We start from the raw sequence: 22,856 nt of genomic DNA on the forward strand, positions 1-22,856 counted from the left end.
GATTATATGGTAATCCTTTGTAATTTTGAAATAAAATATTATAAAAATAAATCGCAATAAAGCCTGTTTTTGATTAATCTTTTATACATAAACTGAATCTTTTATTAACGGTAAATCAACTTTCCGAGTAATGTTTTGGTCAAACTTTATTTCAAAGCTACACTTAATATGAGGAGAAAGACACTTGTTTTATAGTAACAAAAACGGTCTATTTAGATACAAATCCCTAATGAGCATATATAAATCTTGGCAACCTCAAGTGGGAATACATCAACCTTTTTCTTCTTATTCACAAGTAAATCAACAAGGTGGCAAAATTAACAATGAGCTTTAACATAGCCCACCTTTTAAAAAATCATGTTAGAAAACCTTACAAAAATATACAAATATTACTATAAAAAAATTATAATTGCATTAAGGTTTTAAAACTTTCATATCGTATCATTTTTTCATTCTAAACTCATTTTTTATGAATTTGAGTGGCAAAGAGTTTCTAAAGGACTGTGTTTCTTTATTTATTTGCCCCTCCTGTCTTCTTAAAAGAAGACAGGAGGGGCTTTTGTTTTTACTTATTATGTACGAAAAGGAGGTATTTTAAATTGTTATGTTCATGCTGTGAAGAAAGTACTTTCATTATTTATAGAGAAAACAGTACATAAAAGAAATATTCTTCAGCCATTTAAGTGAAAAATATAAAATTCTATACGTTTTTGCTTACCAAGAATAATAAAGGAAATCTCAGTTTTATATCATTGGTAAAATACTCGGGCACAATGAAGGATTAGATGATAACCATCTTATACATCTTATCTAGTTTAACGGAATTATAAGAAAGGGCTGATTCAATTGAAAAGCGAGAAATTAAGTATTGGTCAATTAATTATTCTAGGGTTTCAGCATATGTGTGTGATGTATGGTGGTGCAATTGCAGTTCCATTAATTATTGCACCAGCAATTGACTTAACGCAAGAGCAACTCATCTATTTAGTATCCTTTGATTTATTTACTTGTGGAATTGCCACATTAATTCAAGTAATAGGAGGAAAAGGCGTAGGTATACAATTACCTGTAATGATGAGAATTTCTTTTACAGTCGTAGAATCAATTATTGCGATTGGACAAATTCATAGTATTCAAGGTGTATTTGGGGCTGTCATTGTTTCAGGCATTGTCGTCACTATATTAAGTCGCTTTTTCAGTAAGATTATTCCATACTTTCCTCCTGTAGTTACTGGATCAATTGTATTAATTATTGGTGCTTCATTAATGTCTGTAGCCATGAATTATGTTGCTGGCGGTGTAGGCTCAGAGGATTTTGGATCCTTAGAAAATTTAACATTAGCTATAGTGACTTTGTTCACCTTTCTCGTTTGCAATACATTATTAAAAGGCTTTTTACAGGTAATTTCCGTATTGATCTCTATGTTGGCAGGAACATTCATAGCTTATTTGGTTGGAAAAGTAAATTTATCAGCTGTTAGTGATGCAGAGTGGTTTGTGCCAATTACATCTTTTTATTTTGGAATGCCTACATTTGATCTTTCTTCTATCCTTATTATGAGTTTGATAGCTATTATTATTATGATTGAGAGTGTAGGGGTATTCACAGCATTAGGTGAGGTTTGTTATACAAAAATTGGAGAAGAACAAATAAAGAAGGGGGTACATGCAGAAGGGATAGCCGTTATTTTCAGTGGAATTTTTAATTCCTTTAACCATACTTCCTTTACTCAAAATGTTGGACTAGTTTCATTGACGAGGGTAACAAATCGATATGTAGTTGCTGTTGCAGGTATCATGTTAATCCTTATAGGTATTTTTCCTAAAATTGCAGCATTAGCGATCGTCATTCCTGCACCTGTTCTAGGTGTGCAATGATTCCTATGTTTGGCATGCTTATAACCGTTTCGATTCAAACCCTGTCAAAAGCAGATTTATTAAAAGCTTCAAACCAAATTATTGTGGCAGTTGGCTTAGGGATTAGTTTAGGTATTAATGCCATTCCTCATGCATTTGATGCTTTTCCTGAAACGATAAGACTTGTTTTAGGTAACGGAATCGTGATGGGTACTTTAACTCTATTATTTTTAAATATCATCTTGAATAAGAAAGAGAGAGTTGAACAAAAAATGAAAATGGCTGAACTCTCACATTATTAAAAAACGATCCATTAAAATGGTGAAAACAGTATTTTATATTAAATAGAAAAGGAAATTTATTGTTCTTTTAGATAAAGTAACATAAATAGAAGGTGATTTGATGAAAAAAACATTATTAATAAAAAATGCGAGAAACATTATAACAATGGATGATAATAAAAACCTTTATCCAGGTGGGAGTATTTATGTAGAAGGTCAAGAGATTAGGGCTATTGGAATAGATATTCCATATGAAACTGCTGATACAGTAATTGATGCAAGAGGAAAAATAATTTTTCCAGGCTTAATAAATACACATCATCATTTATATCAAACTTTTACACGAAATATCCCGAGAGCTCAAAATGTCGAATTGTTTGACTGGTTAATCACTCTTTATGATATATGGCGTCATATTACACCAGAGGATGTTTATTTAAGTGCTATGGTAGGATTAGGAGAATTATTAAAAAGTGGTTGTACAACAGCTTCAGATCATTTCTACGTATTTCCTAATTCGATAAGTGGAGAATTAATTGATGAAGAAATACATGCAGCAAATGATTTGGGCATACGTTTTTTCCCTACGCGAGGATCGATGAGTCTTGGTAGGTCAAATGGAGGTTTGCCACCAGATGAAGTCGTACAGGATGAAGAAACAATATTAAGAGATACTAGAAGAGTTATTGAGACCTATCATGATTCGAGTAAATTTTCAATGTTACGTGTTGGAGTTGCTCCTTGCTCACCATTCTCAGTTAGTAAAGACTTATTAAAAGAATCAGCAGCTCTCGCAAGAAGCTACGGTGTAAGGATGCATACGCATTTAGCGGAAACTGTGGATGAAGATCAATTTTGTATAGAAAAATTAGGGCTACGACCGTTAGAGTTGATGGAGGAAACTGGATGGGTAGGGAATGATGTTTGGTATGCACACGGCATTTGGTTTAATAATCATGAGATTATAAAAATTGGGCAATGTGGATGTGGAATAGCTCACTGTCCAAGTAGTAACATGAAATTATCGTCAGGAACATTCCCAATTGAGAAGATGTTAAAAGCAGGTGTCAAAGTGGGGTTAGGAGTCGACGGTTCCGCTTCAAACGATGCCTCTAGTATGCTTTTGGAGTTAAAGGTGCTGAACTTACTTCATAAACTACAACATGGATCGACTGCTTTAAGTGCAGAGGATTGTTTGTATGTAGCAACACGAGGCTCATCTCGGATTCTAGGCTGGGAAGACGGAATCGGCTCATTAGAAGTTGGGAAAGCAGCGGACTTATTTATGATTGATACTAATCGATTGGAATTTGCAGGTGCTTTATTTGATGATATTTCTTTACCTATATTAACTGGAACTTCACAAGTTGATACTACCATTGTCGGGGGAAAAGTAGTAGTGAAAGAAGGAAGGCTTGTAAATATTAATGAAGAACAATTGGCTATTAAAGCTCAGGTAGCAGCAACGAGAATGTTGGAGCTTGCTGAAAGACATACAAAAATAAACTATAGAAAAAGTCAACCTAGAAAATCATTAATATAAGTGTGAAAACACTGTTGCATAATATATGGTAGACTTAGGTAATCTCATATTTTTTGCGATATCCACCTACAAACCTAAAAGAATAAGAAGAATCTTTGTAAAAAAGTTTAACAAATGTTCGAATAATATGAAATTTAGAGAGGACTTCCTTACTTAAGAAATAAAAAACATTAATAATAAAAACAAATGATTGAGGGTAACAGTTATTTAAGATAGATTGTTTAATATTCATTGCCCTCACTCCTTCCGATCAGTAATAGATCAAAATTTTAAACGGTGAATAATAGTATGATAATACAAAAAAATCAGATTTATTAATCTTTTTTATCATTCTTTTTCGTTACTTTTATTTGGGGTACCGCAACATGCCCATCAAGCTAACGGTGAGAAACCCTAGCTACACCTTGATTTTTGTACTGTGACTAATGAGTTTTGGAAAAATAAACATGCCCAATAAACCTATGAAAATGTGATTTTTTCGCTAGGCAGCTTGTCTGTTATTCACCGTCGTTTCATAGACAACACCAAGAATATCGAAGACGGTCATTTTTTTGTAACGATGACATTTACGACCATTCTTTTTAAGCAATTGATAGAGGCGATGCAGAATCGCCAAGAGTTCATCTGTGTCAACTGCCGTTGCTTGGAACAGTAACGGAAAGTAATCCTTAATCATATAAATGGCTTTGTATTCGCTCAGTTCTTGCTTCTGCTTTTCGAGTAGAAACTGTCGCATTTGAAACATCGTAGAGGAACAGATGAGAATGCCAATGAGTTGGCCATACTAATGACATTCAAGACGTTCTTTTTTGATGTTTTCATCAATTTCAAAGAACGACTTCCATGTTTTAAACAAAATCTCTATTTGCCAACGTAGTGAATACAAGGCATGCACGAAGTTAGTCGGCACTTCTTCTGGCGATGTGTTCGTGATGATACATTCATGCCCATCAAACGCTTACTTTTATCCTTCATGACAATACCCTTTTTCTTTTCACGTATTGCTTGATTTTTCAAACGCGTTAGCGTTTGATCGTCGGTTAAACGATGAATAATGACACGCGTTGGCAGCTTTTGATTTTGCCCAATGTACGCCTCAGGAATTTCAATCGTTTCACCTGGTAGTAGTTCAGACATCATCTGGTCCATATCAAGCTGAATATATTCCGTATGTTTCTTCAGTGTGCCATTTTTGAAGTAATCGGGTTCGGGATTTTTGATATAAATGCGTGTATTCAGCTTCAACCGCGAGATATAGTAAGCCTTTTTATCGTGAATCGCTTGTAGATCACTTAAATCGAAGTAACCGAGATCTCGCAAACATAGGTCTCCTTTTTCAACGGTTTCAAGACAAATGGTACCGTATGTTTTATCATTGTTCTTTCCCGGCCCAAGCTGCACATTTAAAAATTGACTACTGAGTAAATCGTATTCAAGTTGAATCTTCACTCCCGCAGTATGACTACTTCCGCCTGAACCTTGATAGTCAGTGGCGAAGGTATCTGGTAACTGAAACACCGTCGCATCTAAAATACGAATCCGATTGAAAATAGACATCATGTGTGCAGAAAGCGATTGATTGGAACAGAGTTTTTTTGTGAGAAGAGAAGTAAAGACTTCTCGAAGAAATGCGACAGCTGCTGGATTAAAGCGTTGATTCAATCCTTCTGGGCTCATGAGCACGCCCGTCGAAGCCTCTAATCGACTACATAGTTGCGTAAGCGATGTGCTAGCGACTTCTTGTAGGACGATTGGAGATAGAAAACGTTGTAATTCTTGTGAGAATAGATATAGTTCTTCAGAAAGCGAGAGGTTCATAAAAAAACGTCATCCTTTTCAAGTATTTTACTGAAAGAATAACGTTTTTTTCATTTTGGGGGAAATTCGTTTCGTTAGCTTGATGGGCATGTGGGTCAGACCCCCAATAAAGACAAATTGCATGATTTTTCTTTATTGGGAGGACATTGTTACTTCTTTTGTTACAATATTTTTAGGTATAGTTAGTAAAAAGAAGAAGGATTTCAATATTTTGTGTAGCAGGTATGTAGTGTAAGTGAGTGTTGTTGTCCATTCAACATGACTTCCCTGCAATCGATAGTTTGATGCAATCAACTCCTCAGTAATTCTCCATTTTCATTTCCATCTCACTGCACATGAAGTATCTAATTTAATCATGGCTAAGCACTGTGACCACTGTCCGCGCTTATATTTGTAGAAGATGAAGAAAGTTGTAATAATAATTTTTTATTCTTTCACAAGTAGATCAATAGAGAGTGAAGTGTAGGCGGAATGAATCACATTACAAGTAAAATACCATTCTATATGTCTATGATGGTTTTGGCTGAAACCTGACAATCGTGATTCACTATGATTACGATGCTTCTTTTAAAGGGGGGGCATGTAAGAATATATTACACGAATTGTAAATCCTTTGTTTAAAATGTACAAAAATTCAAAAAATAAATAGATATATAAGCTGATGAATATTTAACTTCTATTTATTATCATTAATAACGTGATGATGTTAGAAAAAATAACTTAATATGTTATGCGTAAGGTGCTTTATTAAAATTTTGGAAAAATAAAAACGTTTTCGGGAGGAATGAGGAAAGAATGCTACACAATCGTTATTCTGGACATGCTTTTGAAAAAAGATTTTTACCAAGATTATCTACAAAAGAAGTAGAGGTTTTAGAAAAGGAAGATGTAGTAGTTGTCCTACCAGTTGGTGCTATCGAACAGCATGGTCCCCATTTACCTATTTATACAGATACTTTAATAGGGGAGGGACTTCTAGTTCAAGCATTAGAGATGCTTCCAGAAGAGGAAAATATCTGGGTGCTTCCGCCTCTTGCATATGGAAAAAGCACAGAGCATTTAGGAATGCCAGGTACGATTACATTGTCTGCTTCCACATTGCAAGCGGTTATTACTGATATTGCGAAGAGTGTGCAGCAAAGTGGTTTTAAGAAATTGTTGCTTTTTAATACACACGGTGGCAATCACGATTTATTAAATATGATTTCAAGAGATATTCGGATTGAAACAGGGTTAACGGTTTTTCGTTTAAATCCTGACTACTCCGTTATTGATTCACTTATTTCTGAAAAAGAGCAAAAATTTGGCATACATGCAGGGGAAGTAGAAACTTCCATGATTTTGGCATTAAAAGAATCTTGGGTAAATATGGATTTAAGTCCGACTGAATTTGTACACTTGCCGGAGGATACAAAGCATCTATATTTAAAAGGGTCAAGCTATTTTGCCTGGGTAATGAATGATATTTCCAATACAGGTGTAGCAGGAGATGCAGCAAGCGCTACAATTGAAAAAGGAAGGAAAATCAATGCTCTTGTTAGTCAGCAAGTAGCTAGTGCATTAAAAGAAATGATTCGGTTTAACATTTCAACCGTTAAAAGTACTTTGCAACTATTTTAAATGCTCTTTTAAACGATAATGTTGTTTTTGGGAAGGGAATTTACGAGACTCCTGCTTAAAAAACGGGCTGGCAAGACCTCAGCTCAGACGGGTACGAGCGAGGAGGCTTGCCGGTTCGTCCGCAGAAAGCGAGTAGATTCCCCTGACCATTCAAAAATCAACAATGAAATTTAACAGAGACATTTTAAAAAGGAGGAGAATTCATTGAAACCAAGTTCAAACCTTTCCGTGTTAGACGTCGAACAGATAAGTAATAGGAATATTGTTCATTTGAAAAATGTCAATAAAGTGTATTTAAATGGAAAAACAGCTGTGCAAAATGTTAACTTAAATATTCAGCAAGGAGAGTTTGTATCATTTGTTGGTCCTTCAGGATGTGGAAAGTCCACGATTTTTAAAATGATTTCAGGATTAATTGAGCATACAGAAGGAGAGCTACAAATTTTGGGGACAAGCCCACGTCTTGCGCAAAAGGAAAGTACCGATGTTTCCTTTGTTTTTCAAGATGCAACCTTGCTTCCTTGGAGAAATGTGATGGATAATGTGATGCTTCCGTTAGAATTTCGTCCCATTCCGAAAGCGGAAAAGCGTGAAATGGCTGAAAAAGTATTAAAAATGGTAGGACTCGAAGATTACAGGAAAGCACTTCCAAGAGAACTGTCCGGTGGAATGAAAATGAGGGTTTCGATAGCAAGAGCTCTGATTGCTAAACCAAAATTATTACTAATGGATGAGCCTTTTGGTGCGCTAGATGAAATTACGAGACAAAAATTACAAGCAGAATTATTAAAAATTTGGGAGCAAGAAAAAATGACTGTTTTATTTATTACCCATAATGTATTTGAAGCGGTTTATTTATCTACAAAAATAGCAGTAATGACACCTAGTCCTGGAAAAGTAGAAAATATGGTAGCTGTAGATCTTCCTTTTCCAAGGGAAGCAGAACTAAGAACAGATCATAAGTTTAGTGATATTGCAGCAAAAGTTTCGCATTATTTAAAATTTTAGGTGGTGGTGGTTAAATATGTGGCTGGAAAAATTAATGGAATTAATGGGAGAAGATAAAGTAATTGTCAGTCAAAATGTAAAGGAACGTTTATCAAAAGACTATTATTGGTATTCACCAGTTCTTTATGAAGAGTTAAAAGAAAAGATTGCTGATTGCATTATGAAGCCAACGACTATGGATGAAGTGAAAGAAATTGTAGCTTTTGCGGTAGATCATAAAGTTCCGGTCACTATTCGTGGAGCAGGTACAGGGAACTATGGACAAGCTATCCCTCTTAAAGGCGGAATTGTACTTGACTTAACGATGCTAAACCGTTTATTGGAGGTTACTGATCAAACAGTTCGTGTACAAGCCGGAATGAAGCTAGGTGTGTTAGAAAAGAATCTGCGTGCACAAGGAAAAGAATTGCGGATTTTTCCTAGTACATTTATGACTGCAACAGTTGGAGGATTTCTTTGTGGGGGATCCGGAGGTATCGGCTCCATAAGATGGGGCAATTTATGGGATCAAAACATTTTAGGTGTAACGGTAATGACCGTTGAAGAAGAACCGCAAATATTTGATGTAGCTGGAGAAGAAATAGAACAATATATACATAACTATGGTACAACTGGCATCGTATTGGAAGCAGTTTTGCCAATAGAGAATCGAACAGAATGGGAACAGCATATTGTGTCATTTCATACTTTTAAGGAAGCAATTAAATTTGCAGACGAGTTAGCACATATAGAAGAAGCAACGAAACGTCTTGTATCTGTATGTGAATGGCCAATTCCAACTCATTTTCAAGGTTTAAAAGAATATTTACAGCCCAATAAGTCGATTGTCATGTTGGAATTAGAAGAAAAATCAAGGGAATTACTGAAGCAATTGATACAGAAATATGCTGGGACAATTGATTTTACAATTCCTGCTAGTAAATATCATAGAGGGTTGAAAGTATCTGATTTTACGTGGAATCATGCGACATTATGGGCGCATAAACATGGTGAAAACATGACTTATTTACAAGCACGCTTTAAAGTAGATCAAATTTTTGAACAAATGGATGCGATACGCGAGAAATATGGGAATGAAGTACAATTTCATTTTGAATATATAAAGATAAAAGGTGAAATTACGCCAGCTTCCTTACCTGTATTAATTTATCAGTCAAAAGAAAGATTATATGAAATAATTGATTACTTCAGAAGTGTTGGAGTAGAAATAAACGATCCCCATACTTATTTGCTAGGCTTTGGTGGATATAATTTAAGAATGGAAGAAATTTTGCAGAAGAAAAAAGAAAATGATCCTTATGATTTGTTAAACCCAGGGAAAATTCCGGTAAAACAGGAAACAGAGGCTTATTAAAAAAAAGGAGGGAGCTAAATGGAACAAGCCCGACAAGGATTGACGAAATTTCAAGCTGTTAAAATTAAAAGTAATAAAAATTCACTGGAAATTTTAAATGTTTGGACACCACCTGTTCTTGTGTTTATTTTGTTTATGTTTATTTGGCAATATGGTACGGTGTGGTTTCAAATCCCACCATATTTGCTTCCAAAACCAACCGATATTTTAACAGCAGCAATAGAAAATGGCGAGAATTTAAGAAATGCGGTTTTTAGAACAATCTCCGAATCTATCATTGGTTTTCTTTTAAGTGTTATTGGTGGAATTGTTGGTGCGATTTTAATGGCTAGCTCCAAAATTTTAGAAAGAAGCTTATATCCGTATGCTATTCTACTGCAAACAATTCCGATTGTTGCAATAGCACCCATCATCGTTATTTGGTTCGGATCCGGTGCAAATGCAATTGTTATTATTGCATTTACAATTGGGTTTTTCCCGATGCTTTCCAATACATTGGTTGGCTTGAATGCCACTGATAGAGGGATGATTAATCTTTTACATTTATATCAAGCTTCCAATTGGAAAATTATGTGGAAGGTCCGTATACCCTTTGCCCTTCCCTATATAATGGCAGGTTTGAAAATATCCTGTACGCTAGCGGTTGTTGGTGCTATCGTTGGGGAATATATTGCAGGAATAGGCGGAGGAGATGGGGGCTTAGGCTATGCCATAACTGTTGCTTCTACTAAAATGGAAACACCCTTTTTATTTGCTTGTGGGATTTCTGCTAGTATTTTAGGTATATTGTTTTTCCTAGTAGTAAATTTGTTTTCGAAATGGGTGCTTGGATCTTGGCATGAATCAGAAATGAAACGTGATAATTAAAAGATGAAGGTATTTTTAAGTAGAGAAATAGAAAAGACGCATTAATTCGAAAATTACCAAAAAAGTTTGGGGGAAAAGCTGATGGATAGATGGAAAGCGGGAAAACGAATTGGGATGGTATTAATAGCTTCTGCGATACTGATGCTTGCAGCTTGCGGAAATAGTGATAAGACAAGTGGAACAAAGACCAGCGACGGATTGGAAAAAGCAAAGTTAGTTACAAACTGGTTTGCTCAGCCGGAGCATGGGGGAAATTATGCAGCGTTGAAAAAAGGCTTTTATAAAGAAGAAGGAATTGATATGACGGTAGAGCCAGGAGGCCCGCAAATATCTTCCACTCAAATTGTAGCATCTGGAAAAGCGGAGTTTGGCTATACGCAAGCGGAAGATATTTTAATTGCTAGAGAGAAAGGAATACCATTAGTTGCAATCGGTGCGATCTTCCAAAAAAGCCCACAAGTTCTTATTTCTCATAAAGGAGCTGTAAAAGATTTTTCAGATTTAGCAGGAAAAACGGTTTATACTGCTCCAGGAAGCGGCTATTGGGAATATATTAAGAAAAAGTATCATTTAAATGTAAAAGATATGGCATATACAGGTTCTTTATCTACATTTATTGATAACAAAAATTCGGTGACACAAGGATATGCAACTTCTGAACCTTTTGTATTGGATCAAAAAGGTGTGAAAACAAATTACCTATATATTCATGATTCTGGTTTTGAAACATATGCGAACGTTATATTTACGACAGAAGATGTTTTAAAAAACAACCCCAAGCTTGTGGAATCCTTTATGAAAGCGACTGTTAAAGGATGGAATTATTATCGTGATAATTCGGATGAAATTAATCCATTTTTAAAAGAAAAAAATCCAGATTTATCCTTAGATGTAATGGAATATGGAGCAAAAACCGAAAAAGACTTAATCTTCGGCGGTGATGCAAAAGAACATGGATTTGGATATATGTCTAAAGAACGTTGGACAAAACTTCAAGAGGAACTAATAGATTTAGGAATCATTAAAAAGAAGGAAGATGTGTCAAAACTATATACAACTAAATATCTAGGGGAATAATTATGGAAGAAATCCAATTATATAATGTTAGCGTTCCGATATTAGACAGTCAACATTTCTATACACTCACCATCCAGGATGGAGTTTTTTCTAAAGTAAAGAAACAAGGGGAAAAAAGGATATTAAATATCCCGAAATTTTCTAAAGGCTTTACGATGGATTGGAAGAGTCAAAAAAAGGTAGATTTGGAGGGGAGGGTAATTCTACCCTCTTTTGTTGATATCCATACCCATTTAGATAAAGCGTTTTCTCTCAAAATGGTTCCTAATAAATCAGGGACCTTGCAAGAGGCTATTTTAAACTATAGTCAAAAAGCTGCTGCTTTTACTTATGAAGAAATAAAAAATAGAGTGATAAAATCAGCGCTTCAATCCTTATCCTATGGAACTACTCGTATTCGTACACATGTGAATTTTGAATTGGATGTTTCGCCGAAGGTTGCGTTGAGCAATTTACAGGCAGTTCTCGAAGCGAAAGAATTGATGAAACCATTTATTGACTTGCAAATTGTCCCAATGTTTTCAGAGATTTCATCCAAAAGCCGAGAGGACCTAGAAATTATCGAGGAAGCAATATCTTACGGGATTGATGGTATTGGCGGTGCACCTCATTTGTCGCCAAAGGCAAAAGAAGATATTGACTATTTATTCCAACTTGCTGTAAAGCACCATAAATTTATTGATTTGCATGTGGATGAACAGGATAATCCTAATGTTTGTACAATTGAACAGATAATTCAAAATACAAAAAGATGGGATTTTCAAGGAAGAGTAATGACAGGACATTTGTGTTCTTTAGCGGCAATGGAAGAGATGAAAGCATTTAAAATAATAGAAGATATGGCAATTCAGCAAATCGGTGCAGCTACATTGCCTGGAGCAAATATGTATTTGCAGGGAAGAGGGGATAAAGGGCTAATTCGCAGAGGAATTACAAGGGTGCAAGAGATGCTTCAACGAGGTGTTATGCTTGCAACAGCCTCCGATAATGTCAATGATCCTTTTCATCCATTTGGGAGAGGCGATTTGCTGCAGATTGGACTTTTGACTGCATATACCGCTCACTTAGCAAGTGAAAAAGAGCTCTTAGCCGTTTTGAAAATGATGACAAGTACACCGGCATTTTTATTTAATGAGCAAAGATACGGAATAAAGGAAGGAAATGCAGCTAGCTTTGTACTTTTTGACGCAAAAGATATGTATGATCTTTTTGCAAATCTGTCTCCTACTCGCATGGTTTTTCATAATGGTGAATGGATAAGCTGCTTGTTTTCTGATCATAGGTTTGAAAATGAACGTTTACACCATTTGTCAAGTGTAATAGGGAAAGACTAGGTTTTTGCTTGAGAACAGATATTTTTCAGAAAGGTTCGGTGTAATATATGTTTGAGAAAGTAATAAAAAATGCTCAGCTGCCATTTCAAAAGGATCTTTTGAATATCGGTATTATAGATGGTGTCATTGCATCTATTTCAACAGAGAAGCTTATTGGAAAGGAAGAATTTGATTTAGCGGGAAATTTACTCGTGCCTCCTTTCATAGAAATGCATACACATTTAGATACAGTGCTGACAGCAGGGGAGTCAACTTCTAATAATAGTGGAACCTTAAGTGAAGCAATTGAAATTTGGTCAAAGCGAAAGCAATCTTTAAGAGAGGATGATGTCAAAAAAAGAGCCGTTGCGGCTATAAAAATGCTTATGGAATATGGTGTATTGCATATTAGAGCTGCTGTTGATATTTCTGATCCCAATTTAACGGCATTAACTGCACTATTGGATTTGAAAAAACAACTTCAGCCTTTTGTTGATTTGCAAGTCATTGCCTTTCCTCAAGATGGGTTGATTTCCTGTTCTGCTAATAGAGAAAGACTTATCGAAGCAGTAAAAAGAGGCGCTGATGCTGTAAGTGCTGTTCCGCATCTAGAGTATACAAGAGAGGATGGAGTAAAATCTTTAGAATTTGCATTTTCAGTGGCAAAGGAATATGGGAAGGACGTACATATTTTCTGTGACGAGATGGATGATGAACATTCTCGTTTTTTAGAAGTAGTGGCAAGTATAACGATAAAAGAGCAGATGGAGGGAAGAGTTGCAGCAAGCCATGCAAATGCCCTGCTTTATTATTCAGATGCGTATGCGCAAAAAGTTATGTCACTAGTGAAAAAGGCAAAGCTTACTATTGTAAGCTGCCCTTTGATTAATAGTACTATGCAAGCAAGAATGGATGCCCATCCGAAGGGAAGAGGTATTACAAGAATTAAAGAGTTAACAGAAGAAGGAATAAATGTCTGCATCGCCCATGATGACATACAAACGCCTTTTTATCCTTTTGGAAATGGGAATATACTACAGGCAGCCCATATGGCGATTCATTTAGCCCATATGACAGGAAGTGAAGAATTAACTCATATCTATCATATGATAACGTCTAATGGCGCGGATGCATTTTCTATTAAAGAGACATATGGAATAAAAATAGGATTACCAGCTACATTCGTTTCCTTCCCTGTAAAGAATATTAGGGATCTTTTCTTTCGTCAGCCTAAATGCAGATATGTATTTAAGAACGGGGAAGTTCTGATCGAAACAGAGCCTGAAAAAACAAAATGGACACAATCAATGATATAAAGAAAAAAGAAGTGATGAAAAATATTAAACAAAAATTAAAGAAGGGGAAATAAAAAGTTTGTATCAAAGGCAAGTAGAAAGTGGCCGAATTAAAATGGAGCAGCAGATTGACTTTTGGAATTCGCAGTATCAGTGGAAGTGGATAAATATGTGGTGACTTGTGTTCGTTTAAGCACGGAGAATAAAGGTTTTTCCAAATTTAGATGGAAACGATAGCATAAAGAAAGCTATTAAGTGCATAATTATTAAGTTTATTTTAAGTGAAATTATCAGGAGGCTTTATTTTATGACATCACAGAATAAACCATCACCATTACCACAAGCTGCACCACAGGCAGTACAGCAAGCTCAACAAGCAGTCGAACAAGCATCAAGACAGCAGCAAAAGCAGCAAGGACAACAGGCAATAGGTCAAGCAAGAAATGCAGCAGGCACAGTAGGCAGTACAACATGCCCAAAAGCAGCTGTAAAGCGTCCAAACTTCGGAACTTCAAGAATTGCAGCAGGATGTTCAGCAGGCACAACAGAAATTGCAGCAAGCACAGGATTTCGTAATGGATTTTCAGAATCATGAGCAATAGTGAAAAGAAGATTAGGAAAGGAGCTGACAATGGATCTTGTTGGCTTCTTTAAACTTTAGGTCACAGTGATGCCCCCGAAGTACCTCGAGATTTGTCGAAGATTGATAGGTTAGAAGTGCAACTGCTAGTTTATTAAGCTTCCTTCTTTTCTATATTCATTTTTTTGTGATGACCTAATTAATACTTCACGCACATTTAAAAATCAAGGATTCAAATATTTATTTCCAACGTACACTAATGGAAAATTTACTACGTCTTATTAAGATAAAAAATCCCGAGATAATTATTTATCTCGGGATTTTTTATCTAGTGTATATCTTAAGGCTTCATCTACTAAAAAGAATACACACGAAATTCCTATAGAATAAAAAGTTAGAAACCATAAAAATAAAACTGGTGCTATCCCCAATATCAAATGGAATGCAAAGGCAAAAAATAATCTTGCTTCTTTAAATTTTTTTGTAATAATTTCTACTAATAAAGAGCCAGGTAGACCGTATAATATAACAGCAAGACCTACATACAACATAGAAATTAAAATATTACTAAAAAAATCACTTTCATCAGCCAAAAAAGAACTTGGAGGTGTAAAAATTGCAATAAAAAAGGTGGAAATAACAAATGTAATACATGTTGTTAAAATCTTTCTTTTTATCATATAACAATCTTTTTGGAAATAGTGAATCACAATTAAGTATAATATATAACTCTACGTCACATTACGATCCGAAGTTTGTGTTTTGCGACGATGATAGAGTAAAAGAATTTTTGGGTAAACTTTCGGAGCCTCGCTGTGGGAATACTTTAAAGCATTAGGGGCCCACTGCCTGTTAAGATTTTGTAAAAATAATAAGTAAAAATTATGAAGTTTGTAAAAAATACCAATTATTGGGTGACGAATAGTTAGAAAAATGTAAAATGGTTATGAACACGACTATATGTCTAGATTGGTAAATAAAAAGTTAATAATCTCTTTCATCGTGGATAGACAAATCAAAAATAGGTGGAAAAGATTTAGCCCTTATTTTTGACGAAAGCAAGAATAGAACGGTGTACATAGTAAACGAATGGATAAATTTTGGTAAAAGAAATTGGAGAAGTAATAGAAAATGAACGAAGTAAATAATATATTGAATAAAATAGTATGTTTTCTTGAAAAATATTACTTTATATTTTTTTCTATCATTTTATTGGTTGCCAGCATCAATCTATTTTTCCATTTAAATATTGCTCCTATCAAGGATTGGGATGAATCTAGGCATGGTATTAGCGCTTATGAAATGCTCCAAACAGGAAATTATATCGTAAATACCTTTAGATATGAGCCAGATTATTGGAGTCTAAAGCCGCCTATCAACTTTTGGTCCATTATGCTAGGCTACAAAATAGTTGGATTTAACCCTTTGGGACTGCGGCTGGAATCCGCAATTAGTGCTCTTTTATTAATAATCGTTATATCGCTTTTTGTAAAATACAAGCATGGAGGCCTGGCTTCCTTCGTTACAGCTGCTGTTCTTATGACCAGCAAACCGTTTATTCTTGAACATTCATCGAGAACAGGAGATGCCGATTCCCTGTTTAATCTATTTTTTGCTTCTTCCATCATCTGTTTACTCTTGATAGAAAAGAATGGTAAGTGGCTTTATTTATCTGGATTTCTGTTCTCCCTCGCTTTTCTTACAAAAAGCTGGCATGCTGGCAGTATAGCTATTATTGTAGGAATGTACTTACTATTTACAAAAAACATTTTAAAATGGAACATTAAAACCTGGTTTATATTTTTATTTTCTATTTTTTTCCGATCTTAACTTGGGTTATTATTAGATACCACTATGATGGTGTAAGATTTTTTAAAACGATAGTTGAATATGATCTGTTAAGACGGTCTTCAGAGTCGCTTGAAGGTCATACAGGTGATATTTGGTATTATGTTAATATATTTCAAGTAGAGTATTTCTTTTGGCTTCTATTGCTAGTTGCAGGATTCTTCTTTTTTTTTAGTTTGAGTTCCCATAATAAGTTAGAAAGAGCAGATAAAGAATATACTTTTGGTATTCTTTTATGGGTTATCATTCCATTTTCTGTTTTTACCATTGCTGAAACAAAGCTAAGATGGTATATACTGCCTCTTTATCCTGTAATGGCGTTGTTGATAGGTATATTTGTTAGTAAAATAATAAAAACGAGCAAAAATGGTTTTTTAAACATTATGGTCGTGTTTATGATTATTTTTACCTTTTGTAAATATGAAATGGAAATTCTACATAACATACGAAATATGCGCTTACCCGATGTCCAAGAGGTACTAAAAGAGTTAGAATCTAAAGAAAAATATTATGGGTATGATATATATATTTATGAAAATGGTTGGTCTCAAAGTAAAATCTTGGCGGCAGAATTATTTGGAGACCTTCACGTAAAGAATGGTAATTACAAAGAATTTATAACAAGACAAGATGCGCTGCTGCTGCTCCCGAAAAACAAAGAAACTACTGAATTAATAAAAACAAAAAAATTAACAATAGTTGTGGAGGGTCCTAAAGATTATATAGTGGGTCGATAAATTAGTTTAGCCTGGCTCCTGTCGCTTTAAAGCGTCGGGGGCCAGGCACCTTGTTATTATCTCGTTATTATTTCTTTTTCCTAAAATAAAAAGCAGTAATCACTAAATAAATTACGAGTGTAATCAAGGTGATGATTATTTTTGTTGTCATAATAACCCCAACCAAAATAGCCAATAGGAAAATAATGGCGATAAGTGTCGTGATTGGAAATCTCCCTTTTTCACTACTATTCTGCTTCATCCTTGATTTAAAATGGGCCGAAGCAATAATTAACCAAATGAAAAGAACGGTGTAGCCTAATGAACCATTAAGTAATTAAATGTATTTTCCCCTGCGATAATAGAAATAAGTACACCGATATAAAGGGAAGAAGTACATAGTAAAATGGCATAGGTTGGTACTTTTCTTATTGATAATTTGCTGAATATCTTTGCAATGCTGCCATCAGTTACTTGTGTATAAATAACGCGAGATGATGCATATAATCCAGAATTCATAGATGAAATCAGTGCTAATAAAATAACACCATTCATCATATCAGCTGCGTAAGGGATGCCTAATAAATCAAAAACCGTAACAAAAGGGCTTTCTGCTGCCTTATTTACCTGATTCCAAGGAATAAGGCTGACAATGATAAAGAATGGCAGTAGATAGAAAGCGACGATGCGTGTTAGTGTACCGCGGGCAGCTTTTGGTATGACCTTTTCCGGGTTTTTCGTTTCTCCTAATGTCACGCCAATTAATTCTGTTCCGCCATAAGAATAAATAACGACTAACATAGCTGTAACTAAACCGCCTACACTAACGGGGCAGTTTAGTAAAATAAGGAACTTTATACATAGATGTTCGTAGTATTTATATGTAGATAGATTCGGAGGGACATATATGTTTAAAATTAAACCCCAATGTTCTTATTGTGATAAAGAAATAAAAGGGAATGAAGTCATTTTTGTTAAAATGCGGTATCCAGAGAGAAAAGGAATGACCGAGATAAAGGCCTTTATACAATATGAAGGGCAATTAATTTGTGAAGAATGCTTTAATAAGAAATCTACCTAACAAACATTCTTCTTATTGTAGTAAAGGAGCAGGTTAGTTCAATATATTTAAAAGTAAAGAATAAAGAAAGTAGTCCATAGGACTACTTCTTTATTTACCAATATTAAACCAACCTGGCATTGCTTGAATAACATTCCATAGTTTTTCTGGAATATTAAGCTGGTCTAGTTTCGTAACATTCAACTCAGAAGCGATCTCGGCTTCACGTCCATTTGCGACCTTTTCAACCCAATCAGGGTTCATAATTAACGAATGCCCAATGGCGACTAACGGCAATCCTAATTCCATAGTTTTAAGAGCATCATCTGGTGTTACTATCGAACCAGCAGCCAACACAGGTACCTTACCGTTTGCTTTTTCAAGAATCAATTCAAGCCGTGTTTTTTCATCTTGACTATCTACTGGTTTTGAAGACACATTATCTAATGAAGCATGTATATAATCTAAATCCTGTTCAACAAGGAAATTAATTAATTCATACGTGTCTTTCATACGTAATCCGTCCTCTTTGGAGGATTCTTCAGGTGAAAATCGGTATCCTAAAATGAATGGTTTTGTAGCATGTTTTTCAATTACGTTTTTAATTTCTTCAATAATCGCCAATGGAAAATGCAAACGATTTTCAAGTGATCCTCCCCATTGGTCCGTCCGCTGGTTGGTAGCTGGTGACCAGAAATTTTGAATTAAAAATCCATGAGCCCCATGAATTTCAACGCCATCAAATCCAGCTTCAATCGCTCTTTTTGTTGTGTCGCCAAAAGCACGTATAATCGACAAGATCTCCTCATGTGAAAGTTCTCTTGTTTCTGAAGTTGAACCTAAATTAGTAACTTCGGGTTGCAATGCACTCGCACTAACTGCATCCAATCCAGGTAGGGCTTTATTACCTGCATGAAAAATCTGAAGTACCGCAGGTGAGCCTTCACTTTTCGCTGCATCAGCTAATTTTCGTAAACTTGGAGTAAATTCATCATTGTATCCAGCAAATTCATTCGTAAAACCTTGCCCATTAGGAGTAACATGAGTACACCCTGTAATGACGAGTCCTACTCCATTCACTCTTTGTTTGTAATACTTTACTTCCTCATCCGAAATGGTAAGATCGTCATTACTTGACCAGGTTGTCATAGGTGCCATAACGATTCTATTCTTAATTGTTATTCCACTTCTGAATGTGAAGGATTCAAATAACCTACTGTATTTTTGATTCATTTCTTTAACCTCTCTATCGAATATTCTTCTAATGTTGAGTTAATCTGACTGAGCCGTTACAACTATCCCTATTAGAAGTTCTACTTTAGTGTAATTGGTTAACGCAAGGGTAAGTCAAGTGTTAATTTTTATATGATTATATAAAGGATTTTTGTTTTTATTTCTCCTTTATGATATATTTTTAGTTACAGTAACTGTAACTAAAGGTGGGATAAGTAATGTTGTATTCAATGAAATATGTAGTGGAGAACTTAAATATATCTGCAAAGACACTTAGATTTTATGAAGAGCAAGGGATACTGCCAAATGTAACTCGTGATGAAAAAGGTCGTAGAGTTTATAGCGAACAACATATCGATTGGATTTCTTTTATTCGTTGTCTTAGAGAGACAGGAATGCCTCTTTCTAAAATAAAAGAATATAAGGAACTTTATGAAGTAGGAAATCATACCTTCTTGCAAAGAGAAGAAATGTTGATACAGCATAAATTGGAAGTGCAGAAGAAAATTGAAGAAAGTTTAAAACACTTGGAAGAAATAAACTATAAAATAGCCATGTATGAACTTCAGAAAGAAGAGGTTAGGAAAAATCCTAATTATAACTTTAAATGTCATGGTCTGGAAAATAAGATTGTGAATTAATGTACTTACGCTAACGGGGGCGTTTGTTCAAGAAGTAACCAAAAAAGGACCTAACGGTCCTTTTTAAATATATTACTAAATCTATTTTCCATTTTAGAAAGGCTTGTATTTTTTTCAGCCGTATTAGATTCTTCCGGTTCAAAAAGGGTTTCCAAATTTTCCAAGCTTGTATGTTTCTTGTTCTTGTGATCAAACTGAATCAAATTAACTTTCACCTGGTTTTGTGACTGAAGATGAGAAAAGGCACTTGAAACCATTTGCTGATTGTACAATTGTTCATAATGTTTTACTTTTTCCTGCAATTGTCGGATCTCTTCGTTTTTCTTTTTTAGTTCCTCGACGTCATCTTTTCTCCGATTGAGTCCTCTTTTAAGCTCTTAGCCTCTTTATAAAGCTCAATGAAAGTTGGGTGTTATCGTATTTGGCATCATTGCTTCTGTATTAGGAATTGCCTAAGTTTTGGATTAGGAGGCAGGGACGAGAAGTTTCTGTCTTCATTCTTCTGTACAACTCAGATTGTTTAGGAATATAAGTCTTTTATTTAACAATTGGAGGAAATCATGACCATCAAGATGAATAAAGAAAAACGAATCTTTCATTTACAAACCAATAATACTAGTTATCTTCTGCAAGCGAACGAACAAGGGCATCTTCTCCATCTATATTGGGGAGAAAGACTGGAAACTACCTTCTTGGATTATTATGTGTCTGAGATTCAACGTGCCAGTTACATAGCGGACGCGGATGGGATTCCTGAATATAAACTGGAACGTTTGCCAGTTGAATACCCATCTTTCGGGAACCCAGATTTACGAAGTCCAAGCATGACTTTGAAACATAGGGACGGAGCACGTATTAGTGATTTTCGCTATGTAGATTATGAGGAAATGAAAGGGCATGTGGCGATTTCTGGACAGCCTTGTTTAACCGATGAGAAAGCAGAAACCTTAGTAATTACCTTAATTGATGCCTATCAAAAGCTTACTATGAGACAATATTACACTGTCTTTGTAGAAAGCGATGTGATTACACGAAAAGTCGAGTTAGTAAATGAGGGCAGTAAAACGGTTCTTATTCAGCAATTGAATTCTGCGTGCGTGGAACTTCCACACATGAATTATGACCTTGTGCACTTAAGTGGAAAATGGGCGCGTGAACGCCATTTGCATCGCACCCCATTAACGCAAAATCGTCAAACTGTAGCGACTCGCCGTGGTCAAAGCAGTCATGAACATGATCCATTTATCGCGCTTGTTACTCCAAAAACAACGGAAACAACTGGGGAAGTATATGCGATGAGTTTGGTTTATAGTGGCGACTTTGCAGCAACCGTAGATGTCGATATGCAAGAAGCAGCGCGCCTTCAAATTGGCTTGAATCCGGAACAATTCGAGTGGAACCTAAAAGCAGAGCAAAGCTTTGTCACACCTGAAGCTGTACTTGTTTACACGAACGGTGGACTTGGGAAGATGGGACAAATCTTCCAGAATGCTGCGCAAAAGCATGTAGTACGAGGGAATTTTCAATACAAGGAACGTCCGGTCTTAATTAACAGTTGGGAAGCTTTCTATTTTGGATTAAAGGAACAAGAGCTGCTTGAATTTGCTAAAGAGGCAAAAGATTTAGGTGTTGAGCTTTTCGTTTTAGATGATGGCTGGTTTGGTAAACGGGATGATGATTCCTCTTCGCTTGGGGATTGGTTTGTCGATAAACGAAAATTCCCGAATGGTCTACGTCCATTCCGTGATCAAATCAAAGGGTTGGGCTTACAGTTTGGGTTATGGGTAGAGCCGGAAATGATTTCTCCAGATAGTGAATTATTCCGTGTGCATCCAGATTGGGCACTTGAGGTGAAAGGACGCCTTCGCTCGCTCTCACGGAAGCAATATGTGCTTGACTTAACAAATCCTGAAGTACGCGACTATCTTATAAACACATTTATCAATTTGTTTAAAGAAGTGGGCGTAGATTATGTGAAATGGGACTTCAACCGCAGCCTAACAGAAGTGGGTTCAAACTACTTGCCGGAAGAGCAGCAAGGAGAAGTCTATCACCGTTACATGCTAGGTCTTTACGAAATAGTGGAGAAGATTACCTCAGCCTTTCCAGATGTCTTATTTGAAAATTGCGCAGGTGGTGGTCGCTTCGATCTTGGAATGACGTATTACATGCCGCAAACCTGGACGAGTGATGATACGGATGCGATTGAGCGTCTAGCAATCCAACAAGGTACGAGTTATCTTTACCCAAATGCGTCGATGGGTTGCCACGTGTCTGCGAGTCCAAACCATCAAAATGGACGAGCAACCTCCCTTAAAACTCGTGGGATTGTCGCGATGCAAGGAAACTTCGGCTATGAGTTAGATATTACAAAATTAACGGAAGAAGAGAAAAGTGAAGTCAAGGAGCAAATTACGCTTTATAAAGAAATTCGCCTGACTGTGCAATTTGGGACATTTACCCATTTGCCAACGATTGAACAGGATAATGCCTTTGCTTGGCAACATGTAGATGATGGGCGTGTCGTAGTTGGCTACACTCAAATTTTATCGAAGGCGAATTCACCAAGTAAACGACTTCGTTTAGCTGGTCTCTCAAAACAGGGACAATACAAACTAAAAGGAACAGATAAAGTGTATGATGGGGATGAACTGATGCGCGTCGGTCTTCAAATCGAACGCGTAACACATGATTTTTATGCACAGCAATGGATTTTTGAAAAACAATAACAATGATCGAAAAGAG

General features: G+C 35.7%; 19 protein-coding genes and 2 pseudogenes. 16 read left to right on the plus strand and 5 right to left on the minus strand.

Features of this window, described 5'->3' with window-relative positions; genetic code table 11:
* Positions 1–846: 846 nt before the first annotated feature.
* The 3 genes from ACTXGU_RS13425 (at position 847) to ACTXGU_RS13435 (ending at position 3,681) form a co-directional block, all read left to right on the plus strand.
* Positions 847–1,878, plus strand: coding sequence for a nucleobase:cation symporter-2 family protein (locus ACTXGU_RS13425; protein WP_443482034.1), 1,032 nt, complete (start codon positions 847–849; stop codon positions 1,876–1,878).
* A 5-nt stretch (positions 1,879–1,883) separates the two neighbouring features.
* Positions 1,884–2,159 (plus strand): hypothetical protein, encoded by a 276-nt coding sequence (locus tag ACTXGU_RS13430; RefSeq protein ID WP_443482035.1) that lies wholly within the window; start codon positions 1,884–1,886, stop codon positions 2,157–2,159.
* A gap of 100 nt (positions 2,160–2,259) precedes the next feature.
* Positions 2,260–3,681, plus strand: a complete 1,422-nt coding sequence (locus tag ACTXGU_RS13435) for an 8-oxoguanine deaminase (protein ID WP_443482036.1) — start codon at positions 2,260–2,262, stop codon at positions 3,679–3,681.
* Positions 3,682–4,162: 481 nt separating this feature from the next.
* On the opposite strand, the pseudogene ACTXGU_RS13440 reads toward ACTXGU_RS13435, so the two are convergent.
* Positions 4,163–5,499: pseudogene (locus ACTXGU_RS13440) on the minus strand (IS4 family transposase).
* Positions 5,500–6,294: 795 nt separating this feature from the next.
* Between ACTXGU_RS13440 and ACTXGU_RS13445 the strand changes: the two are divergent.
* The 8 genes from ACTXGU_RS13445 (at position 6,295) to ACTXGU_RS13480 (ending at position 14,628) form a co-directional block, all read left to right on the plus strand.
* Positions 6,295–7,119: a creatininase family protein gene (locus ACTXGU_RS13445; protein WP_443482037.1), complete on the plus strand. Its 825-nt coding sequence runs from the start codon at positions 6,295–6,297 to the stop codon at positions 7,117–7,119.
* A gap of 204 nt (positions 7,120–7,323) precedes the next feature.
* Positions 7,324–8,127, plus strand: coding sequence for an ABC transporter ATP-binding protein (locus ACTXGU_RS13450; protein ID WP_443482038.1), 804 nt, complete (start codon positions 7,324–7,326; stop codon positions 8,125–8,127).
* Positions 8,128–8,143: 16 nt separating this feature from the next.
* Positions 8,144–9,481, plus strand: coding sequence for an FAD-binding oxidoreductase (locus tag ACTXGU_RS13455; RefSeq protein ID WP_443482039.1), 1,338 nt, complete (start codon positions 8,144–8,146; stop codon positions 9,479–9,481).
* An 18-nt stretch (positions 9,482–9,499) separates the two neighbouring features.
* Positions 9,500–10,348: an ABC transporter permease gene (locus tag ACTXGU_RS13460; RefSeq protein ID WP_443482040.1), complete on the plus strand. Its 849-nt coding sequence runs from the start codon at positions 9,500–9,502 to the stop codon at positions 10,346–10,348.
* Positions 10,349–10,429: 81 nt separating this feature from the next.
* Positions 10,430–11,425, plus strand: a complete 996-nt coding sequence (locus tag ACTXGU_RS13465; RefSeq protein ID WP_443482041.1) for an ABC transporter substrate-binding protein — start codon at positions 10,430–10,432, stop codon at positions 11,423–11,425.
* 2 nt (positions 11,426–11,427) lie between these two features.
* A complete protein-coding gene (locus ACTXGU_RS13470; RefSeq protein ID WP_443482042.1) occupies positions 11,428–12,759 on the plus strand; it encodes an amidohydrolase family protein in 1,332 nt (443 codons plus the stop codon).
* A gap of 47 nt (positions 12,760–12,806) precedes the next feature.
* Entirely contained in the window at positions 12,807–14,054 is a 1,248-nt protein-coding gene (locus ACTXGU_RS13475) for an amidohydrolase family protein (protein ID WP_443482043.1), read from the plus strand.
* 286 nt (positions 14,055–14,340) lie between these two features.
* Positions 14,341–14,628 carry a hypothetical protein gene (locus tag ACTXGU_RS13480; protein WP_443482044.1) on the plus strand — a complete coding sequence of 96 codons (288 nt, stop codon included), beginning with the start codon at positions 14,341–14,343 and terminating at the stop codon, positions 14,626–14,628.
* A 290-nt stretch (positions 14,629–14,918) separates the two neighbouring features.
* Here ACTXGU_RS13480 and ACTXGU_RS13485 read toward each other — a convergent pair whose 3' ends face one another.
* Positions 14,919–15,293, minus strand: coding sequence for a hypothetical protein (locus ACTXGU_RS13485; RefSeq protein WP_443482045.1), 375 nt, complete (start codon positions 15,291–15,293; stop codon positions 14,919–14,921).
* 451 nt (positions 15,294–15,744) lie between these two features.
* On the opposite strand from ACTXGU_RS13485, the gene ACTXGU_RS13490 reads away from it, so the two are divergent.
* Together ACTXGU_RS13490 and ACTXGU_RS13495 are read left to right on the plus strand one after the other, a co-directional pair.
* Positions 15,745–16,443, plus strand: coding sequence for an ArnT family glycosyltransferase (locus tag ACTXGU_RS13490; protein WP_443482046.1), 699 nt, complete (start codon positions 15,745–15,747; stop codon positions 16,441–16,443).
* Between the two features lie 161 nt (positions 16,444–16,604).
* A complete protein-coding gene (locus tag ACTXGU_RS13495; protein ID WP_443482047.1) occupies positions 16,605–17,198 on the plus strand; it encodes a hypothetical protein in 594 nt (197 codons plus the stop codon).
* Positions 17,199–17,265: 67 nt separating this feature from the next.
* Here the strand turns inward: ACTXGU_RS13495 and ACTXGU_RS13500 are convergent.
* Positions 17,266–17,993, minus strand: a pseudogene (locus ACTXGU_RS13500) (amino acid permease); the annotation flags it as partial.
* A gap of 91 nt (positions 17,994–18,084) precedes the next feature.
* Between ACTXGU_RS13500 and ACTXGU_RS13505 the strand changes: the two are divergent.
* Positions 18,085–18,258: a Fe3+ hydroxamate ABC transporter substrate-binding protein gene (locus ACTXGU_RS13505; RefSeq protein WP_443482048.1), complete on the plus strand. Its 174-nt coding sequence runs from the start codon at positions 18,085–18,087 to the stop codon at positions 18,256–18,258.
* 90 nt (positions 18,259–18,348) lie between these two features.
* On the opposite strand, the gene ACTXGU_RS13510 is transcribed toward ACTXGU_RS13505, so the two are convergent.
* Positions 18,349–19,470, minus strand: a complete 1,122-nt coding sequence (locus tag ACTXGU_RS13510; protein WP_443482049.1) for an NADH-dependent flavin oxidoreductase — start codon at positions 19,468–19,470, stop codon at positions 18,349–18,351.
* Between the two features lie 218 nt (positions 19,471–19,688).
* Here ACTXGU_RS13510 and ACTXGU_RS13515 point away from each other — a divergent pair, with 218 nt between their 5' ends.
* On the plus strand, positions 19,689–20,111 hold the full coding sequence (locus ACTXGU_RS13515; RefSeq protein ID WP_443482050.1) for a MerR family transcriptional regulator: 423 nt from the start codon (positions 19,689–19,691) through the stop codon (positions 20,109–20,111).
* Between the two features lie 50 nt (positions 20,112–20,161).
* On the opposite strand, the gene ACTXGU_RS13520 is transcribed toward ACTXGU_RS13515, so the two are convergent.
* Positions 20,162–20,413, minus strand: a complete 252-nt coding sequence (locus ACTXGU_RS13520) for a hypothetical protein (RefSeq protein ID WP_443482051.1) — start codon at positions 20,411–20,413, stop codon at positions 20,162–20,164.
* Positions 20,414–20,671: 258 nt separating this feature from the next.
* Here ACTXGU_RS13520 and ACTXGU_RS13525 point away from each other — a divergent pair, with 258 nt between their 5' ends.
* Complete coding sequence (locus tag ACTXGU_RS13525; RefSeq protein WP_443482052.1) at positions 20,672–22,840, plus strand: alpha-galactosidase; 2,169 nt, start codon at positions 20,672–20,674, stop codon at positions 22,838–22,840.
* Positions 22,841–22,856: the final 16 nt, after the last annotated feature.

Origin of the sequence: Niallia sp. 01092, assembly GCF_052318935.1 — a bacterium.
GTDB lineage: Bacteria > Bacillota > Bacilli > Bacillales > Cytobacillaceae > Niallia.